General features: G+C 40.6%; 13 protein-coding genes. 4 read left to right on the forward strand and 9 right to left on the reverse strand.

What is annotated here, in order from left to right; translation table 11 throughout:
• Nucleotides 1-102: 102 nt before the first annotated feature.
• The 4 genes from ESV85_RS21260 to ESV85_RS21275 form a co-directional block, all read right to left on the reverse strand.
• Nucleotides 103-627, reverse strand: a complete 525-nt coding sequence (locus ESV85_RS21260) for a hypothetical protein (protein WP_146921233.1) — start codon at nucleotides 625-627, stop codon at nucleotides 103-105.
• Between the two features lie 223 nt (nucleotides 628-850).
• A complete protein-coding gene (locus ESV85_RS21265) occupies nucleotides 851-2,080 on the reverse strand; it encodes a hypothetical protein (protein ID WP_146921235.1) in 1,230 nt (409 codons plus the stop codon).
• A gap of 125 nt (nucleotides 2,081-2,205) precedes the next feature.
• Entirely contained in the window at nucleotides 2,206-3,531 is a 1,326-nt protein-coding gene (gene rseP / locus ESV85_RS21270; RefSeq protein ID WP_146921236.1) for an RIP metalloprotease RseP, read from the reverse strand.
• Nucleotides 3,531-4,697, reverse strand: a complete 1,167-nt coding sequence (locus ESV85_RS21275; RefSeq protein ID WP_146921238.1) for a 1-deoxy-D-xylulose-5-phosphate reductoisomerase — start codon at nucleotides 4,695-4,697, stop codon at nucleotides 3,531-3,533. The genes rseP and ESV85_RS21275 overlap by 1 nt, the downstream gene beginning before the upstream one ends.
• A gap of 230 nt (nucleotides 4,698-4,927) precedes the next feature.
• Here ESV85_RS21275 and ESV85_RS21280 point away from each other — a divergent pair, with 230 nt between their 5' ends.
• A complete protein-coding gene (locus ESV85_RS21280; RefSeq protein ID WP_146921240.1) occupies nucleotides 4,928-6,376 on the forward strand; it encodes a trypsin-like peptidase domain-containing protein in 1,449 nt (482 codons plus the stop codon).
• 144 nt (nucleotides 6,377-6,520) lie between these two features.
• Nucleotides 6,521-6,937 (forward strand): nucleotidyltransferase substrate binding protein, encoded by a 417-nt coding sequence (locus ESV85_RS21285; protein WP_146921242.1) that lies wholly within the window; start codon nucleotides 6,521-6,523, stop codon nucleotides 6,935-6,937.
• 74 nt (nucleotides 6,938-7,011) lie between these two features.
• Here the strand turns inward: ESV85_RS21285 and dnaA are convergent, their stop codons facing one another.
• Nucleotides 7,012-8,433 carry a chromosomal replication initiator protein DnaA gene (dnaA, locus tag ESV85_RS21290; RefSeq protein WP_146921244.1) on the reverse strand — a complete coding sequence of 474 codons (1,422 nt, stop codon included), beginning with the start codon at nucleotides 8,431-8,433 and terminating at the stop codon, nucleotides 7,012-7,014.
• A 406-nt stretch (nucleotides 8,434-8,839) separates the two neighbouring features.
• On the opposite strand from dnaA, the gene ESV85_RS21295 reads away from it, so the two are divergent.
• Both ESV85_RS21295 and scpA read left to right on the forward strand, forming a co-directional pair.
• Complete coding sequence (locus ESV85_RS21295) at nucleotides 8,840-10,246, forward strand: methylmalonyl-CoA mutase family protein (RefSeq protein WP_146921246.1); 1,407 nt, start codon at nucleotides 8,840-8,842, stop codon at nucleotides 10,244-10,246.
• Nucleotides 10,243-12,363, forward strand: a complete 2,121-nt coding sequence (gene scpA / locus ESV85_RS21300; RefSeq protein ID WP_146921248.1) for a methylmalonyl-CoA mutase — start codon at nucleotides 10,243-10,245, stop codon at nucleotides 12,361-12,363. Before ESV85_RS21295 ends, scpA begins: the two co-directional genes overlap by 4 nt.
• Nucleotides 12,364-12,391: 28 nt before the next feature.
• On the opposite strand, the gene ESV85_RS21305 is transcribed toward scpA, so the two are convergent.
• The 4 genes from ESV85_RS21305 to ESV85_RS21320 all read right to left on the reverse strand — a co-directional run bounded on the left by ESV85_RS21305 (nucleotide 12,392) and on the right by ESV85_RS21320 (nucleotide 15,424).
• Complete coding sequence (locus tag ESV85_RS21305; protein ID WP_146921250.1) at nucleotides 12,392-13,156, reverse strand: zinc-dependent peptidase; 765 nt, start codon at nucleotides 13,154-13,156, stop codon at nucleotides 12,392-12,394.
• Nucleotides 13,157-13,219: 63 nt separating this feature from the next.
• Nucleotides 13,220-14,785, reverse strand: a complete 1,566-nt coding sequence (gene rny, locus ESV85_RS21310; RefSeq protein WP_146921252.1) for a ribonuclease Y — start codon at nucleotides 14,783-14,785, stop codon at nucleotides 13,220-13,222.
• A 68-nt stretch (nucleotides 14,786-14,853) separates the two neighbouring features.
• Nucleotides 14,854-15,138 (reverse strand): cell division protein ZapA, encoded by a 285-nt coding sequence (locus ESV85_RS21315; protein ID WP_092896234.1) that lies wholly within the window; start codon nucleotides 15,136-15,138, stop codon nucleotides 14,854-14,856.
• A 1-nt stretch (nucleotide 15,139) separates the two neighbouring features.
• A complete protein-coding gene (locus ESV85_RS21320; protein ID WP_146921254.1) occupies nucleotides 15,140-15,424 on the reverse strand; it encodes a hypothetical protein in 285 nt (94 codons plus the stop codon).

A 15,424-nucleotide genomic window follows, 5' to 3' on the forward strand; every position in this document is an offset into this window, starting at 1 on the left:
TGTCCGAAGAAATGTGTATTTTTCATCTGCTGTATTTATTGGTTGTGGTAAACTGAAAATACAGAAAAGGGGAAGCTTCTCAAACGAAGCTTCCCCTAAATTTTAAACCGTTTCTCGGACAGTAGTGATTTTCAGTATAGAAATATATAATTTGATACTACGCCTGCGCTTCTCACCATCCACTGTGATATCTTCGTAATAGGCCCTCAGCTCTTGAATTTCTAAACCATTATCTATATAATACTTCCCCTTCTTATAATCCAATTGTAGGTTCCCTGAAAATAGAATCTGGACAAATTCCAATTCTGATGAATCCGGAAGCCTTTTACTCATAAAAAATTGCCCATTATCCAGACCAAAGGCTTTGAGTTCTGCAGGCAAATAAGTATTCCCACCATTACTAGCTTCAAAAATTACTTTGTCATATTCGGTGTAATCAAAGTTTCTTTGAATTACACCAAAAAGCTTTGTCCCATTATTAGTGATAATGAAATCCGATGCTTGTCCTGAGGCTGTATTCACATTGGACCAGACACTTTCCTCCACATATCCACTCTGCGCTTGGGCATAAAAAAATGGCATGGCTATCAGAAACAAGACAGCTACCACTCTCAAAATCTTAACCATAGAAAATCAAATTATCGCACTAGATAATAAGATTCGTAATACGCAACAATAGATTAGTTGAAAATAAATTTAGGAGATTTTAAAGCTCCACAGAAAACAAAAAAAGCCGCGATTTATTCCGGCTTCACTAACTACAACCTAGTACTAATCTCTAAGGTGATTACCATAGAAATGCTGCATAAAAAGCCCGTTAGTCCACCTATATTTCTTACAGTATTAACTTTTACAGCTCAATCCCCACAGACAGGGTACCAACCAAATAATTATAGACAGCATGATAGGTAAGTGGATAAAAATCCATGTTTTTGATCAGGAAATCACCTTTAAGCTCAACAAACAAACCGGTCTCCTCTGACAAGGCACGTCTATACCCTACTTTTAAATTTGGGCTTACAGCCATTTCCTTACGATCAACAAATATCGAATTGATCACATTCGGGTTCGGCTCTCCATTATCAATAACGAGCTCGCCCATATCAGCCTTGAATTTCGAAGCCCAAAAAGTCAATCCGACTCCAGTGTAAACCTCATTCCTATTTTGCCTATATACAATATAACTCAAATGGATAGGGACTAGGAAAGAAGATGATTTGTACTTTTCACTTCCCGATAGGTCAAAAGAAACCAAACTAGCATCCAAAAGTAATGTGTTGCTTTCTGACATATACCCTAAGCCTAGATCTACCAACAGTCTCGGTGCATTCCTAAATTCACTGAACCTTACTCCTAATTCAAAATAAGGGGCGCTAGCCTTATCTAGACTATAATTCACATCCTTCTTGGTTGACTCATATTCCATCATACCAATTAAACCTAGTCCACCTTGTAGTCTAAAAGCCAATTTAGAATATGGGACCTCAGAAGCATAAATTTCAAATGGCTGGCTATTACAAGTATAATACTCTGAAAACAATGCAATCAAATCTCTGTCAGTCAATCTTGTTGTTTCTATTCTTCTCTTAAGGCCAACCCCACATTTATCATTCATAGCCAAGGTCAACACACCAACATATTGGTTGCTGTTCACATTCACTAGTTTCCCGTTTTCAGTCCTGGTGGACTTGTTTACTTTGAGTTCTATGACAGTGCCTTCCCGATTGATAAAATATTTATTATCCCACTTATACAGCTCCAACATACCTGAGACTAGTACTTGTGCAAAAACAGCTTGATCTTGCAATGGAATGGTTTCAGACTTAAAAAACCGACCACTTTCTAGTCCAAAACCTTGAATTTCACCTGGCAGGTAAACTGATTTCTCTCCTGAATGGGTAATAAATATGATTTCAGTATAAGTCTCCAAGTCAAACTTACCCTCAATATGGCCCTTGACCTCCTTTCCACTATTAAGGATTACATAGGAATCCATCACTTTTCCCTCCTGAGCGATAGAGGCAAATGAAAGGAATAGTAAGCCAAGTAGACACTGGATTTTCGAAGTTCTTAATTTCATTACTAACAATATTTTAAACCCTGAAAATAGATACAAAAAATCAAACTAACAGTATGCATTACATGGATTTAGGCATAAAAAAAAAGCCGAGATTTCTCCCGGCTTTAAATTCTAATTTATGTGGGTTAACCCTCCCCTGTAAATAGCTTCAGTACATCATTTCCTATTGCGAAAACCATCAAGGCTAGCAATATGACCATACCTACCTTCTGAGCATTTTCTAAGAAACGATCTGAAGGCGCTCGTCCCGAGATCATCTCATAAAGCAAGAAAATCACATGACCACCATCCAATGCTGGGATAGGCAGTAGGTTCATAAATGCCAAAATCATAGAGATCAAACCAGTAATAGTCCAGAACTTCGTCCAGTCCCAGGTATCACCGTAGATTTTTGCCATGCCTATAGGACCACTTACGTTCTTGGTAGAGACTTCACCTGTAAACATCTTACCCATCGCCTTCGCATTCACGATAACTACGGTAAATGCTTTAGAAGTTCCTTTCGCAAGTGCTTCTCCAAAACCATATTTGCGCTGCACCATCTCTATCATCGGAGTCACCGCTATATCAATCGTGCCTCGCTCAGTGACTGCCACCATCGTGTGTATGGTGTCATTTGCGCTAGTCAGTAGCTCTACATCTGCTTCCTGGCTTTTGGCTTTCGCCAATACAGATTGCAGCTCGTCAAAATAGGTGACAGGCTGACCATTTACGGACAGAATTTTATCTTCAGCAGTGATTCCAGCCTTATCAGCTGCGCCACCTTCGTCTATTACTTTTAGCTCAAATGGATATCGGATATCGACAAAGCTATTCATCGCATCCTGACTGTTAAAGGAATTAATAAAGCCTCTTGGGATCTCTACTTGTAAGATTTCTCCTCCACGATCTACTGTGTAGTATCCATTTTCGCTAAGCAAAGCAGAACCTGCTGTCAAATCATTGATTGATTGGTATGGCTCACCATTGATATCAAGAACCTTATCTCCGGTTTTCAAGCCGATAGATTCACCGATCTCCAAGGCTACAATGCCATTTTGTACAACTTGATCGCGAGAGAAATAGGTTTCACCATTGTTGAAAACCAAGATTACAAAGATGACAATACCGGTGACGACATTGACTATAATCCCACCTAGCATGACGATTAGACGCTGCCAAGCTGGTTTGGACCTGAATTCCCAAGGCTGCGGTTCTCCAGCCATCTGATCAGCATCCATCGATTCATCCACCATTCCGGAGATTTTCACAAATCCTCCTAATGGTATAGCGCCTATTGAATATTCAGTTTCTCCCCACTGGAAACCAGCGATTTTCGGAGGAAATCCAATTGAAAATTTCTCTACTCTCATGCCAAACATCTTGGCGGTAAGCAAGTGGCCCAACTCGTGTAAACCCACCAGAATCGATAATCCCAGGAGTAATTGGCCCACCATTATTAAGGTATCCATTATACTTTATTCGTTATTAGTTCTATAGTAATTTCTCTTGCCCGCTTATCAGTCTCCACATAATCCTCCAAATTTGGATGTGCAATAAACTCAGCTTTTTCCAGAGTTTCGCCAATCAAATCAGACATTTCAAGAAAACCCACCTCTTTATTCAAGAAAGCAGCTACCGCAATTTCATTTGCAGCATTTAGCACACAAGGTGCATTACCGCCTTTTGCAAGGGCATCATAAGCCAATTGAAGGTTTTTGAAAGTCTTTAAATCTGGTTGTTCGAAGGTCAATTGTGGGTAATTCATAAAGTCAAATCTCTCGAAATCACTTTTCAATCGATCAGGAAAGCTGAGGGCAAACTGAATTGGGATACGCATATCCGGCAATCCGAGTTGTGCTTTGATAGATCCATCCTCAAACTGCACCATCGAATGAATGATACTCTGTGGATGTACGACTACATCTATCTGTTCGGTTTTCAACCCAAACAACCATTTCGCTTCTATCACTTCCAATCCCTTGTTCATCAGGGAAGCCGAGTCGATGGTAATCTTTGCCCCCATATCCCAGTTGGGATGTTTGAGTGCCTGCTCTCTTGTAACAGTCTCTAAGAAAGTTCTATCTTTTCCTCTGAATGGCCCACCGGATGCAGTAAGGATAATTTTCTCAATTGGATTGTGAAACTCACCTATCAGGCATTGAAAAATTGCCGAATGCTCCGAATCAACCGGATAGATATTCACTCGATTCTCCTTCGCTAGTGCAGTGATGATTTCTCCTGCTACCACCAAAGTCTCCTTATTTGCCAGTGCAATTTGCTTTCCAGCTTTGATCGCATTTACAGTAGGAATCAAGCCAGAATAACCAACCAACGCAGTTAATACCACATCGATAGTTTCCATCTCGACTACTTGAGCAATCGCCTTGATGCCTGCATAGACTTTGATATCTTTTGGCTGCAAGACATCTCGCACTTGTGCATAAAGTTTCTCATTTCCGATCACCACTGCATTTGGAGTGAATTCCAATGCCTGGGCTATCAGTAAATCCGCATTATTTTGGGCGGTAAGAACCTCTACGATAAAGTCTTCAGGATGCTGACGAATTACCTCTAGGGTTTGAGTACCAATACTTCCGGTGCTGCCCAGGATGGCTACGCGTTTGGGTTCTGTCATTCAGTTTGGGATTGTTGAGCAATTAAAACTCTCATGATGTGGAGAGTTTTCTCAATAGCTGACAAAATTACAAGATGCTTAGACTTTTCCTCGTACAAATCGTCAGTTTTTGCCAAATGGCATAATTTTAAAGGTCAAAAGTGAGTGATCTCGCTAATTCGGAACTTAAATAATGTGAATTTATAGAACTGTAAATCTTCACGTTCGTCAAATTGATAAATGATTCGCCTATGAACAGTCTATTCAAAACAACCGGAGTTTCCTTTCTGGCAGGCTTGGCCGGAGCTGCAGTTTGGAGCACAATCGATTTTAATGATCCAGAGCAATTCTCTGACTTCCCCCAAAGCAATCAAACAGAAGTAAGCTTTGCTTCTCAATACCAGCCAGTAAATTCCTACCCCTCTACTGATGCACCTATTTCATTTGTAGAGGCTTCTGAAAACAGCACAGAATCTGTCGTTTTTATCAAGAACTTTTCAGGAACTGACCCAAGAAGATATAGCATGTTTGACTATTTCTTCGGTGGAGGAGGCGCCCCTTCGCAGCAAGTGAGCACAGGATCAGGTGTAATTATCTCTGGAGATGGTTACATAGTGACTAATAATCACGTGATAGACAGAGCAGAAACGATTGAGGTCGTCCACAAAAAAAGGACATACAAGGCAACTCTTGTCGGTACGGACAAAAACACGGATATCGCTGTATTGAAAATTGAGGAAACAAATCTCCCTGCAATCAAGCGTGGCAGCAGCCGAGATTTAAAAATTGGCGAATGGGTGCTTGCAGTCGGCAATCCATTTAACCTTACCTCCACTGTCACTGCGGGGATAGTTTCTGCAAAAGAAAGACAAATCAATATACTGGGAGGAGATTTTCCTTTGGAAAGTTTTATCCAAACAGATGCCCCGATTAATCCTGGAAACTCAGGTGGAGCGCTGGTCAATGTCAATGGAGAATTGGTCGGAATTAATACGGCTATCCTATCTAGAACTGGCTCTTACACAGGCTATGGCTTCGCTGTTCCTGTAGATATAGCCATGAAAGTATCGAATGATCTGATTCAATACGGCGAGGTTCAAAAAGCCATTCCAGGAATTGAAGCAGTGGAAATCACACCTGAACTGGCCGAAGAGATGAGCATAGAAACACTTAACGGTGTGATCGTGACCCACGTGATAAAAAATGGTGCAGCAGAGAGATCTGGTCTTCAACGAAATGACGTAATCATTAAACTCGGATCTCAGGCGATTACAGGAAAAGGAAGTTTTGAAGAAGCTCTCTCCTATTATTATCCTGGAGAAGATCTTTCAGTCACTTTTCTCAGAAATGGGTCTATGAAATCAGCCAACCTCCAGCTTCAAAATCTGGAAGGTGGCAATGGAGTTATCAAGAGAGAGTTTTACACTTCTGGAGTTTTGGGAGCCAGACTAGAAGCAGTCAATACAATAGAGAAAGACAAGTTTGGTGTTGATTATGGAATCAAAATCACCGGCTTGACACGAGGCTATCTAAGAGAACTCGGTTTGAGAGAAGGTTTTGTTATTACTCAGATCAATGGTGATCCTGCCAAGGATCCGAACAAAGTCGGGGCATATTTGGAGAAATTCAGCGGAAGATTACTTCTTGAAGGAGTTGCTTCCAATGGCCAGCCATTTATGCAGACTTATAATGTGAGGTAAATTTTAGGAGGACGAGTTTTGAAGGTTAGAGCAATGTAGCAGCCTTTTTCAACCGAAATAACTTAGTTATATCGAATCATTTTAGTACTTTAAATGGACTTTCTGTTCAGTCAAAATGCATTCACACCCAAAACTCGTCTTCCAATGAAAACCGTCATAAAAACCTGCGAGAAATGCTTAGAAGAATTCAGTGCTGAATTGGCGGACCTTACAGATTATGCAAGACGTGCTAAAAACGGCAAGCTAACAGAGTCGCAGTCCAGAGATATTTTGAAGCATTTTGAAGAAACTCATGAGCTAGCACTGCATGTGATTACCCAATATTTCAAACAAATAGGTAAAGGTCCATTTTCAGGATCTAGGGATTTGACAGTTGAAGCTTTTCATGCAGACTTAATCGATGATGGAAAAGCTTGGCTAGACATCGTGATAGATCGTATTCAATACAACCCTATTTATGAAATCGATACGCAAGAGAATTTTCTGGAAAACATCCAAAAACGTTACATCAGACTGCTACAGCGATTTGAAGAGACTATGGCTAAAAAGTTAAATGAGTAAGCCTCCCTAATTATCGTGAATTATACCTTTTGTGAGAGGTAAATAGTTAAAAGTAAAAGGACTAAAAGCCCCTTTTAATAAGATCTCATCTTAAATTTCTTCTTCAGCTCTAGGACTGAATTTCGGAAGGAACTATCAGTTTCCATGATATCATTCACCGTCTGCACAGCATGAATTACTGTAGAGTGATCTCTACCGCCAAAGTGATATCCAATTGACTTCAAGGAGTGATTGGTAAATTCCTTACAGAAATACATCGCTACCTGTCGAGCTGTTACAATTTCCTTCTTACGGGTTTTTGCTTTCAGGTCATCAAGTGCTATTCCGTAATATTCTGAAACGGACTTCTGAATAAAGTCAACTCCAACTTCAGTCTCAATGTCCTTGATGATGTTTTTCATCACCGTCTTCCCAAGTTCCAAGCTGATCTCCACGCGATTCAGTGAAGCATGGGCAATAAGAGAAATAAGAATCCCTTCAAGTTCACGAACGTTTGTATCGACCGTGTAAGCAAGGTATTCTACTACGTCATCAGGTATGACAATCCCTTCAGATTGCATTTTTCTACGGATAATCGCTACTCTAGTTTCAAAATCAGGCATTTGAAGATCTGCCGTCAAACCCCATTTGAATCGAGAAAGTAGACGCTCCTCCAAGCCTTTCAGATCCCTAGGCGGACAATCTGAAGTCATGATGATTTGTTTTTTGCTCTGATGCAGGTGATTAAAAATATGGAAGAACATCTCTTGAGTTCTATCCTTTCCTGCTAGAAACTGAATATCATCAATGATCAGCACATCTACTTGCATGTAGAAATTGGTAAAGCTTTTCACATTCCCATCTTTTATGGAGTCCATGAATTGATTCACAAATTTCTCTGAAGAAACGTATAACACGAATTTATTATCCGGGCCATTTTTGATTTCATTTCCTATCGCCTGAACCAAGTGAGTTTTTCCCAGTCCAACTCCACCATACACCATCAAAGGGTTAAAGGAAGTGATTCCGGGCTTAGTCGCCACGGCAAAACCAGCAGACCTCGCCAGTCTATTGCAATCTCCTTCTATATAAGTAGTGAATGTATAAGTAGGATTAAGATTACTATTCGTCAACGCTTCAGCATTAAGCGACTTCATCTCAAATGGCGTCTTGTCCGGCTCTTCCGGTAATTGAGACTTTTTATTATTTCCAGCATTTCCCTGAGGAAAAGAAACTACATAGGGTTGATTCGAAGAATTTCCCCTATCGACCACCACAGCATATTCCAATCTCCCACTTTGCCCCAAGGTAGTCTTAATGGCAATTTTTAATTCCTGCACATAATTATCCTCCAGCCATTCATAGAAGAATTGGCTTGGAACCTGAATGGTCAGTGAAGTACCTTCAAGTTTTACTGGATTAATGGGCTTAAACCAAGTTGAAAAGCTCTGCTCATTGACGTGTTGTTCTATAACACGTAAACATTCATTCCAAACGGCGCTAGCTTCTGAACTCATTAGAGAAGATTTCTGAAAAACAAAGATCTTGCGGTAGGTGCAAGGGTGTCAAATTTGATGAAAATTAACTTAAATAAAAAATTGATTTCTTCTTGAAATATTGAGTTTTTGGACAACTCCCTTTTTCCTACCAAAGGAAATTTGGTGATAAAATCCTTTTCAGTTTTATGCATCAATTTTAAAGTGATATAGGGTCTCATTTCGGTCAAAAACAGTAACTATTCTAGTTTTCAGGCTTTTGAAAAGATGTGGAAAACAAATCGAAATAATAAAGTGATTCCTTTAGCTTCTTTATTTCTCCCTCATTTTCCTAATTTTGAGAAAGGCCATTTTGATATACAAGCACTAATTAAGAAATGGTTTTTATTCGTAGAAATGCAGATTAAGTACAATTGTAAACCCAACTATGACAGATCAGACCTTCTATACATTCCCTCCATCCAGTAAAAAGGAGTGGATTGATCAAGTAAAAAGAGACCTAAAAGGAAAAGATTTTGACGACACACTTACATCTTCACTTTGGGACAAAGTCAAAATCTCTCCCTTCTACACATCAGAAGATGTAGATGGCCTAGCTGGCGAATATAAATTTCATCCAAACTCTAAAATCCCCGGGACATCTCCTCGTGTCTGGGATAATGTAGTTTCTGTATGTCCAGAAAATGAAAAAGAGACAAATGAAGAAATCCTTCATGCCCTTCAAAATGGTGCGGATGGATTAGTAGTTTGTTTAGATGGAACAGAAAATTTAAATCAACTTTTAAAAGCAGTACATACTGAGTTTATATCCACCAATTTCCTGCCTACTGGAGAGACGATCCAGTTTTTTCATTTGATACAAGAATGGATAGAATCTCTAACTCTTAAACCTGGAATGCTACGCGGAGCTATAGTATGGTCTCCTTGTGATGAGCTATTTCAAAGTGAAAAAAAATTCGATTGGGGAGTCAACCAAGCGGCTAAAGCGATAAATGATTTCAAGGAGTTTAGAGAATTTTATCCGATGACAATAGATTTGTCTCGCTACGCAAATTCTGGGGCTACTGGTATCGAGGAACTGACCTATGGATTGGGAGAAGTCATCGAGTTGATAGATGTGCTTTCCAAAAGAGCGATTTCTCCAACTCAAGTTTTTGAAAATTTGGCTTTTCATACTGCTGTCGGTGATTCACACTTTGCCGAAATCGCTAAAGTGAAAGCTTTGCGAAAGCTCATCGTGGAACTAGCAACCAACTACGGCGTGCAGATCGAGATGGAGAGTATTCACATCATCACCTCTACCAGCCAATGGAGCAAATCACTTCTGGATAAAAACACCAATCTCATTCGCCAGACTTATGAAGCGATGGCAGGGATTCTTGGAGGAGGAAATTCCCTTTGGGTGAAGCCAACTGAAGGAAAAGATGCCTCCGTTCTCGAAAAGAGAATCGCGAGAAATGTTTCTTCAATTCTCAAAGAAGAAAGCTATTTGGATAAAGTCATGGACCCTAGCGCTGGATCATATTACTTAGAAACACTTCAACGGGAAATAGAAAAATCCGTAATCGAAGGCCTTCAGGATTTGGAAGAAAAAGGAGGCTGGCTGAAAAGCTTCGAAGACAGGACGCTCCATGCTAGCATTCGACTTTCGCGAGAAACTGCCCAGAAGAAAGTTTTGTCAGACTCGAATATAAAAGTTGGGGCAAATAAATACCTCGCCAAAGGAAAGCTAGAAAATCACCTTGCTTTTGAGCCAATAGTTGAAAAAGACTTTGAGCTGCTTCCAAGCAGAGCAACATACTTTGTAGAACAAAACATACTGAATCACGCATGAGACCAGACCTAAAAAATTGGAAATCTGCAGAGATTCAGACGTCCTCCATTGAAGATACTACTAATTGGGAAGCCCCTGAACAGATTTCAATCCCACCAGTTTTTGATCCTTCGCAGATCGCTCAACTCTCGCATGTAAATTTTGCAGCAGGAATTCCACCCTATTTGAGAGGTCCATACAGCACGATGTATCGCATGCGTGCTTGGACAATTCGCCAATATGCAGGTTTTTCTACTGCCGAAGAATCCAATGCTTTTTACAGGAAAAACCTAGCTGGAGGTCAAAAGGGACTTTCAGTAGCATTTGACCTAGCTACTCACAGAGGATATGATTCGGATCATCCTCGTGTTGTCGGAGACGTGGGAAAAGCTGGCGTTGCGATCGATTCTGTGGAAGATATGAAGATCCTATTTGATCAGATTCCGCTGGATCAGATGTCCGTTTCCATGACCATGAACGGAGCTGTGATTCCAATTTTGGCTTTTTACATAGTAGCTGCAGAAGAGCAAGGCGTCAAGCCTGAGCAATTAAACGGAACGATACAGAATGACATTCTGAAGGAATTCATGGTGCGAAACACCTATATCTATCCACCTCAACCATCGATGCGAATCATCGCTGATATTTTCAAATTCACTTCAGAGCGCATGCCACGCTTCAATTCCATCTCTATTTCTGGCTATCACATGCAGGAAGCTGGAGCTACCGCAGATATAGAATTGGCTTATACGCTTGCTGACGGATTGGAGTATCTGCGAACAGGGGTACAAGCCGGTTTGGATATAGACGATTTTGCTCCTAGACTTTCATTCTTCTGGGCGATTGGCATGAACTACTTTATGGAAATCGCCAAGATGCGGGCAGGCCGCTTGCTCTGGGCGAAAATCGTCAAGCAGTTCAATCCAAAATCTGACAAGTCACTTGCTCTTAGAACTCACTGCCAAACTTCTGGCTGGTCACTCACCGAACAAGACCCTTATAATAATGTAACTCGCACAGCCATCGAAGCTCTTGCTGCTGTCATGGGACACACGCAATCCCTTCACACGAATTCTCTTGATGAAGCTATCGCATTGCCTACTGATTTTTCTGCTAGAATTGCCAGAAACACACAACTGGTACTTCAGGAAGAAACAGGCGTCACTAAGGTCGTTGATCCATGGGGAGGATCCCATTATGTGGAGTTCTTGACAGATCAATTGGTAGAACGCTCTTGGTCTTTGATAGAAGAAGTAGAAGAACTAGGCGGAATGGCAAAAGCCATAGAAGCTGGATTGCCTAAGCTCAGAATCGAAGAGGCTGCCGCCAAAAAACAGGCGAGGATAGACAGTGGACGAGACATAATTGTTGGAGTGAATCGCTATCAAGTAGATGAAAAATCAGAAATTGAAGTACGGGATGTGGATAATCAAGCCGTTAGGGAATCTCAACTAGCAAGACTCAAGGCCGTGAAGGATTCAAGAAATCAGGAAGAGGTAGACAAAAGCCTGAAAGTCATTACTCAAGCAGCTAAGTCAGGTGATGGTAATCTACTTGAATTGGCTATCGATGCAGCGAGAAAAAGAGCTACTTTAGGAGAGATTTCAGATGCGATGGAAGCGGTTTTTGGTCGTCATCAAGCACAAACAAAATCTATCACGGGAGTTTATGCAGCAGAAGTGAAAAATCAGGAATCTTTTAAGAACGCCATTGCCCTATCTGACGAATTCGCAGAAATGGAAGGTCGGCGTCCGAGAATCATGGTGGCCAAAATGGGCCAAGATGGCCATGACAGGGGTGCGAAAATCATTGCCACTGGTTTTGCTGACATGGGGTTTGACGTGGACATCGGGCCGCTTTTCCAAACTCCAGAAGAAGTTGCTCAGCAAGCAATAGAGAATGACGTCCATATTGTAGGAGCCTCCTCTTTGGCCGCTGGCCACAAGACCTTAGTACCGCAATTGATCAAAGCTTTGAAAGAATTAGGAAGACCAGATATAATGGTCGTAGCTGGAGGCGTGATCCCTACTCAAGACTACCAATTCCTTTTTGACGCGGGAGTATCGGAGGTTTTTGGCCCTGGTACAGTACTTTCAGAAGCTGCTATTAAAATCCTGAAGAAATTAATGGAAGCGTAGCAGACTCTTTTGTGGATATGAAGAGTACCTACTGCCTGATCCAAACTCGCGGGTCTTGGCGCATCAGGCGTACCAAAGTCCCATAAAGTACAGGATTGTATTCAAAAAACTTGTGAGGTTTTTCGAAGAAAGTCTCCAAAGCTACCGCAAAGAATTCATCTTCATTAAAGCCGGCACTTGACCTAAACACAGTCAAGTTTCCGGCTTTTATTTTTTCTATTTCTTCATTTGCCATGATCTTAAAGTCATCATAAATTTCAGGATTGAAGAACTCACTTTCACCATTGTAATAAATCTGATTTTCTAGTTTCAAGGCATGGGCTACCTCGTGAATACCCAGGTTCACTCCATCACTTTCATTTTCCATTCCGTTCAAAAAACAATTCCAGGACATAGCAATAATACCGTGTCTAGGATTTACTTCCCCACGATGATACTGCTTAGAAATAGTACTATAATAACTGTCTGGATAGATCAAAATTTTGCTGAAATGAGGAAGACGAAGATCATCCCAGCCAAAAGTCACCATTACGATGGTTGCTCCAATGAGCACTTTCATTTCTGGAGTAATAACTCTAATATCTGACCTGCCTATAAATGATTTGCCGGTTAAGACCAATTCCAATTTTTTCACAAACTCATTTTTATGCTTTTGATTGAGTCTTTGGTAGTAAGGAAAAGTATTTTCTAAAATTGTTCTTTCCGAACTCGTGATTTTTCGCCTATTCAAATAGGTAACTCCATCATAGAGCCATTCGAAAATCTCAAGTAAGAGCGAATGAAGTAATAACATATGTGCAAAAAAAAGACAGCTACCGATGAGTAGCTGCCCTTAAAGTAAGAATTAATTCATAAGTTATCTAGCATAATTTACGGATCTCATTTCACGAATAACCGTGATTTTGATCTGGCCAGGATACTGCATTTCCTTTTCAATTCTCTGAGAAATATCAAAAGAAAGTTTACCTGCTGTAGTGTCATCTACATTATCTGCATCTACCAAAACCCGAAGTTCACGACCCGCCTGCATAGCAAAACATTTGTTTACTCCGTCAAAGCTCAACGCGAGCTCCTCAAGGTCTTTCAGGCGTTTGATATAACTATCCATCACTTCACGTCTTGCGCCTGGTCTTGCGCCCGAAATAGCATCAGAGGCCTGCACTATAGGCGAGATCATGGAAGTCATCTCAATTTCATCGTGGTGAGCTCCGATTGCATTACAAATCTCTGGATGTTCTTTGTATCGCTTCGCAAGCTCCATCCCCAATACTGCGTGAGGAAGCTCCTGCTCTTCATGCCATACTTTTCCGATATCATGAAGCAAACCTGCACGCTTAGCCATCTTGGCATTCAATCCCATTTCAGCAGCCATAGTAGCACAAAGCTTGGCTACTTCTCTAGAGTGCTGAAGTAAGTTCTGACCATAGGAGGATCTATATCTCATACGTCCCACCATTCTGATCAACTCAGGATGTAAGCCATGAATACCTAGGTCTATACAAGTTCTCTCACCGATTTCGACGATTTCTTCTTCTATGTTCTTTTCTGTTTTGGCTACGACTTCTTCAATTCTAGCTGGGTGAATACGCCCATCCTGCACCAATCTATGAAGTGAAAGTCTTGCTATTTCTCTTCTCACTGGATCAAAACCTGAAATAATAATTGCTTCAGGAGTATCATCTACGACGATCTCCACTCCAGTTGCTGCTTCCAGCGCACGGATGTTTCTACCTTCTCTACCGATGATTTTACCTTTGATATCATCACTTTCAATATTGAAGACAGACACGCAGTTTTCTACTGCATGTTCAGTAGCTGTACGTTGAATTGTATCCAAGACGATCTTTTTGGCCTGCTTGGTAGCAGTAAGTTTAGCTTCGTCGAGTATGTCTTTGATTTGTGAAGATGCTCTGGAATTAGCTTCCTCAGTCAGCATAGTCACCAATTGATCACGAGCTTCTTCGCGGGTAAGGTTTGCTACTTTTTCTAAGTCAGCAATACGTTGGTTAGTTACACGATCTAGCTCTTCTTTTTTAACTTTCACTGAGTGTAACTGAGCAGCTAAATTCTCCGATTTGCTATCCAGTTCAGCTTCTTTTCTTTTCACCTGCTCCAATTCCTTGGAAACCTGCTGCTCTCTTTGCTTAACTTTATTCTCATTGGTGATGATAATATTCTTCTTATTACCCATCTCCTCATCAAACTCAGACTTAAGCTTGAGATACTTTTCCTTAGCTTCCAGAATCCTGTCTTTTTTGATAGACTCCGCATTGATTTCAGCTTCGCGAAGCATGGATTTCACACGCTCTCGGGTTTCTTCTTCTAGTTTAGAATTTTTATTTTTAATTAATGCGCCAGCAATAGCAGCTCCTGCACCAGTCCCAATTAGGGCTGCGAGGACAATATATAGTATGTCTCCCATAGGTATTTTGGATATAAATTAAACCTGGGGGAATCTGAAAAATCTTCTGATTTTTGTGTTATAAATAATTACAAAGCCTTAGCAAGCAAGGCATTGATATGAGAAATACTGGATTTTATATGCTCGGAATCTTCCGTATTTACTTGGTTAGTCTCCAATGATTCCACCATGCAATCAAAAGCTACCATAGCCAGCAAATCCTGATTGTCGTCCAGTCCAAATTCCTCTTTATACTTTCTTAATTTTTCATTAATCAGCTTGCCAGCATGACGGATTTTGGACTCGTCCTCGATCTTCACGCGCATAGGATATTCTCTATCCCCTATTTTTAACCTGATGGCAAGTGTCTCCATATCACTCAGATAAGTAGGTAATTAAATGATCGATTTCTTGTATATAATTATTGATTAGGTCACTCATTTCAGTTGACTGTTCCGGATTCACCGGTTGGTTGTCTACAATGTTACTAATTTTAATTTTATTTTTAAAATGTTCAATTTCCTGCTCTTTTTCACCCAAAGCAGTGCTCACTTCAGATAATTTTTGTTTCAATTGCTGGTTTTCTTCACTTATCTCAAGCAATTTACTACTAGCACGTAATGCCAGTTTCTCCAATTTTTGCAGTTCTTCTTGAATCAT

This window comes from Algoriphagus aquimarinus, from assembly GCF_007997215.1.
GTDB classification, from domain to species: Bacteria; Bacteroidota; Bacteroidia; order Cytophagales; family Cyclobacteriaceae; genus Algoriphagus; species Algoriphagus aquimarinus_A.

Coding starts and splice junctions, on each gene's coding strand:
- ESV85_RS21280 (WP_146921240.1), top strand. CDS start 4,928: ATGAACAGTCTATTCAAAACAACCGGAGTTTCCTTTCTGGCAGGCTTG.
- rny (WP_146921252.1), bottom strand. CDS start 14,785: ATGGGAGACATACTATATATTGTCCTCGCAGCCCTAATTGGGACTGGT.
- rseP (WP_146921236.1), bottom strand. CDS start 3,531: ATGGATACCTTAATAATGGTGGGCCAATTACTCCTGGGATTATCGATT.
- ESV85_RS21320 (WP_146921254.1), bottom strand. CDS start 15,424: ATGATTCAAGAAGAACTGCAAAAATTGGAGAAACTGGCATTACGTGCT.
- ESV85_RS21260 (WP_146921233.1), bottom strand. CDS start 627: ATGGTTAAGATTTTGAGAGTGGTAGCTGTCTTGTTTCTGATAGCCATG.
- ESV85_RS21315 (WP_092896234.1), bottom strand. CDS start 15,138: ATGGAGACACTTGCCATCAGGTTAAAAATAGGGGATAGAGAATATCCT.
- ESV85_RS21305 (WP_146921250.1), bottom strand. CDS start 13,156: ATGTTATTACTTCATTCGCTCTTACTTGAGATTTTCGAATGGCTCTAT.
- ESV85_RS21265 (WP_146921235.1), bottom strand. CDS start 2,080: ATGAAATTAAGAACTTCGAAAATCCAGTGTCTACTTGGCTTACTATTC.
- dnaA (WP_146921244.1), bottom strand. CDS start 8,433: ATGAGTTCAGAAGCTAGCGCCGTTTGGAATGAATGTTTACGTGTTATA.
- ESV85_RS21295 (WP_146921246.1), top strand. CDS start 8,840: ATGACAGATCAGACCTTCTATACATTCCCTCCATCCAGTAAAAAGGAG.
- scpA (WP_146921248.1), top strand. CDS start 10,243: ATGAGACCAGACCTAAAAAATTGGAAATCTGCAGAGATTCAGACGTCC.
- ESV85_RS21275 (WP_146921238.1), bottom strand. CDS start 4,697: ATGACAGAACCCAAACGCGTAGCCATCCTGGGCAGCACCGGAAGTATT.
- ESV85_RS21285 (WP_146921242.1), top strand. CDS start 6,521: ATGAAAACCGTCATAAAAACCTGCGAGAAATGCTTAGAAGAATTCAGT.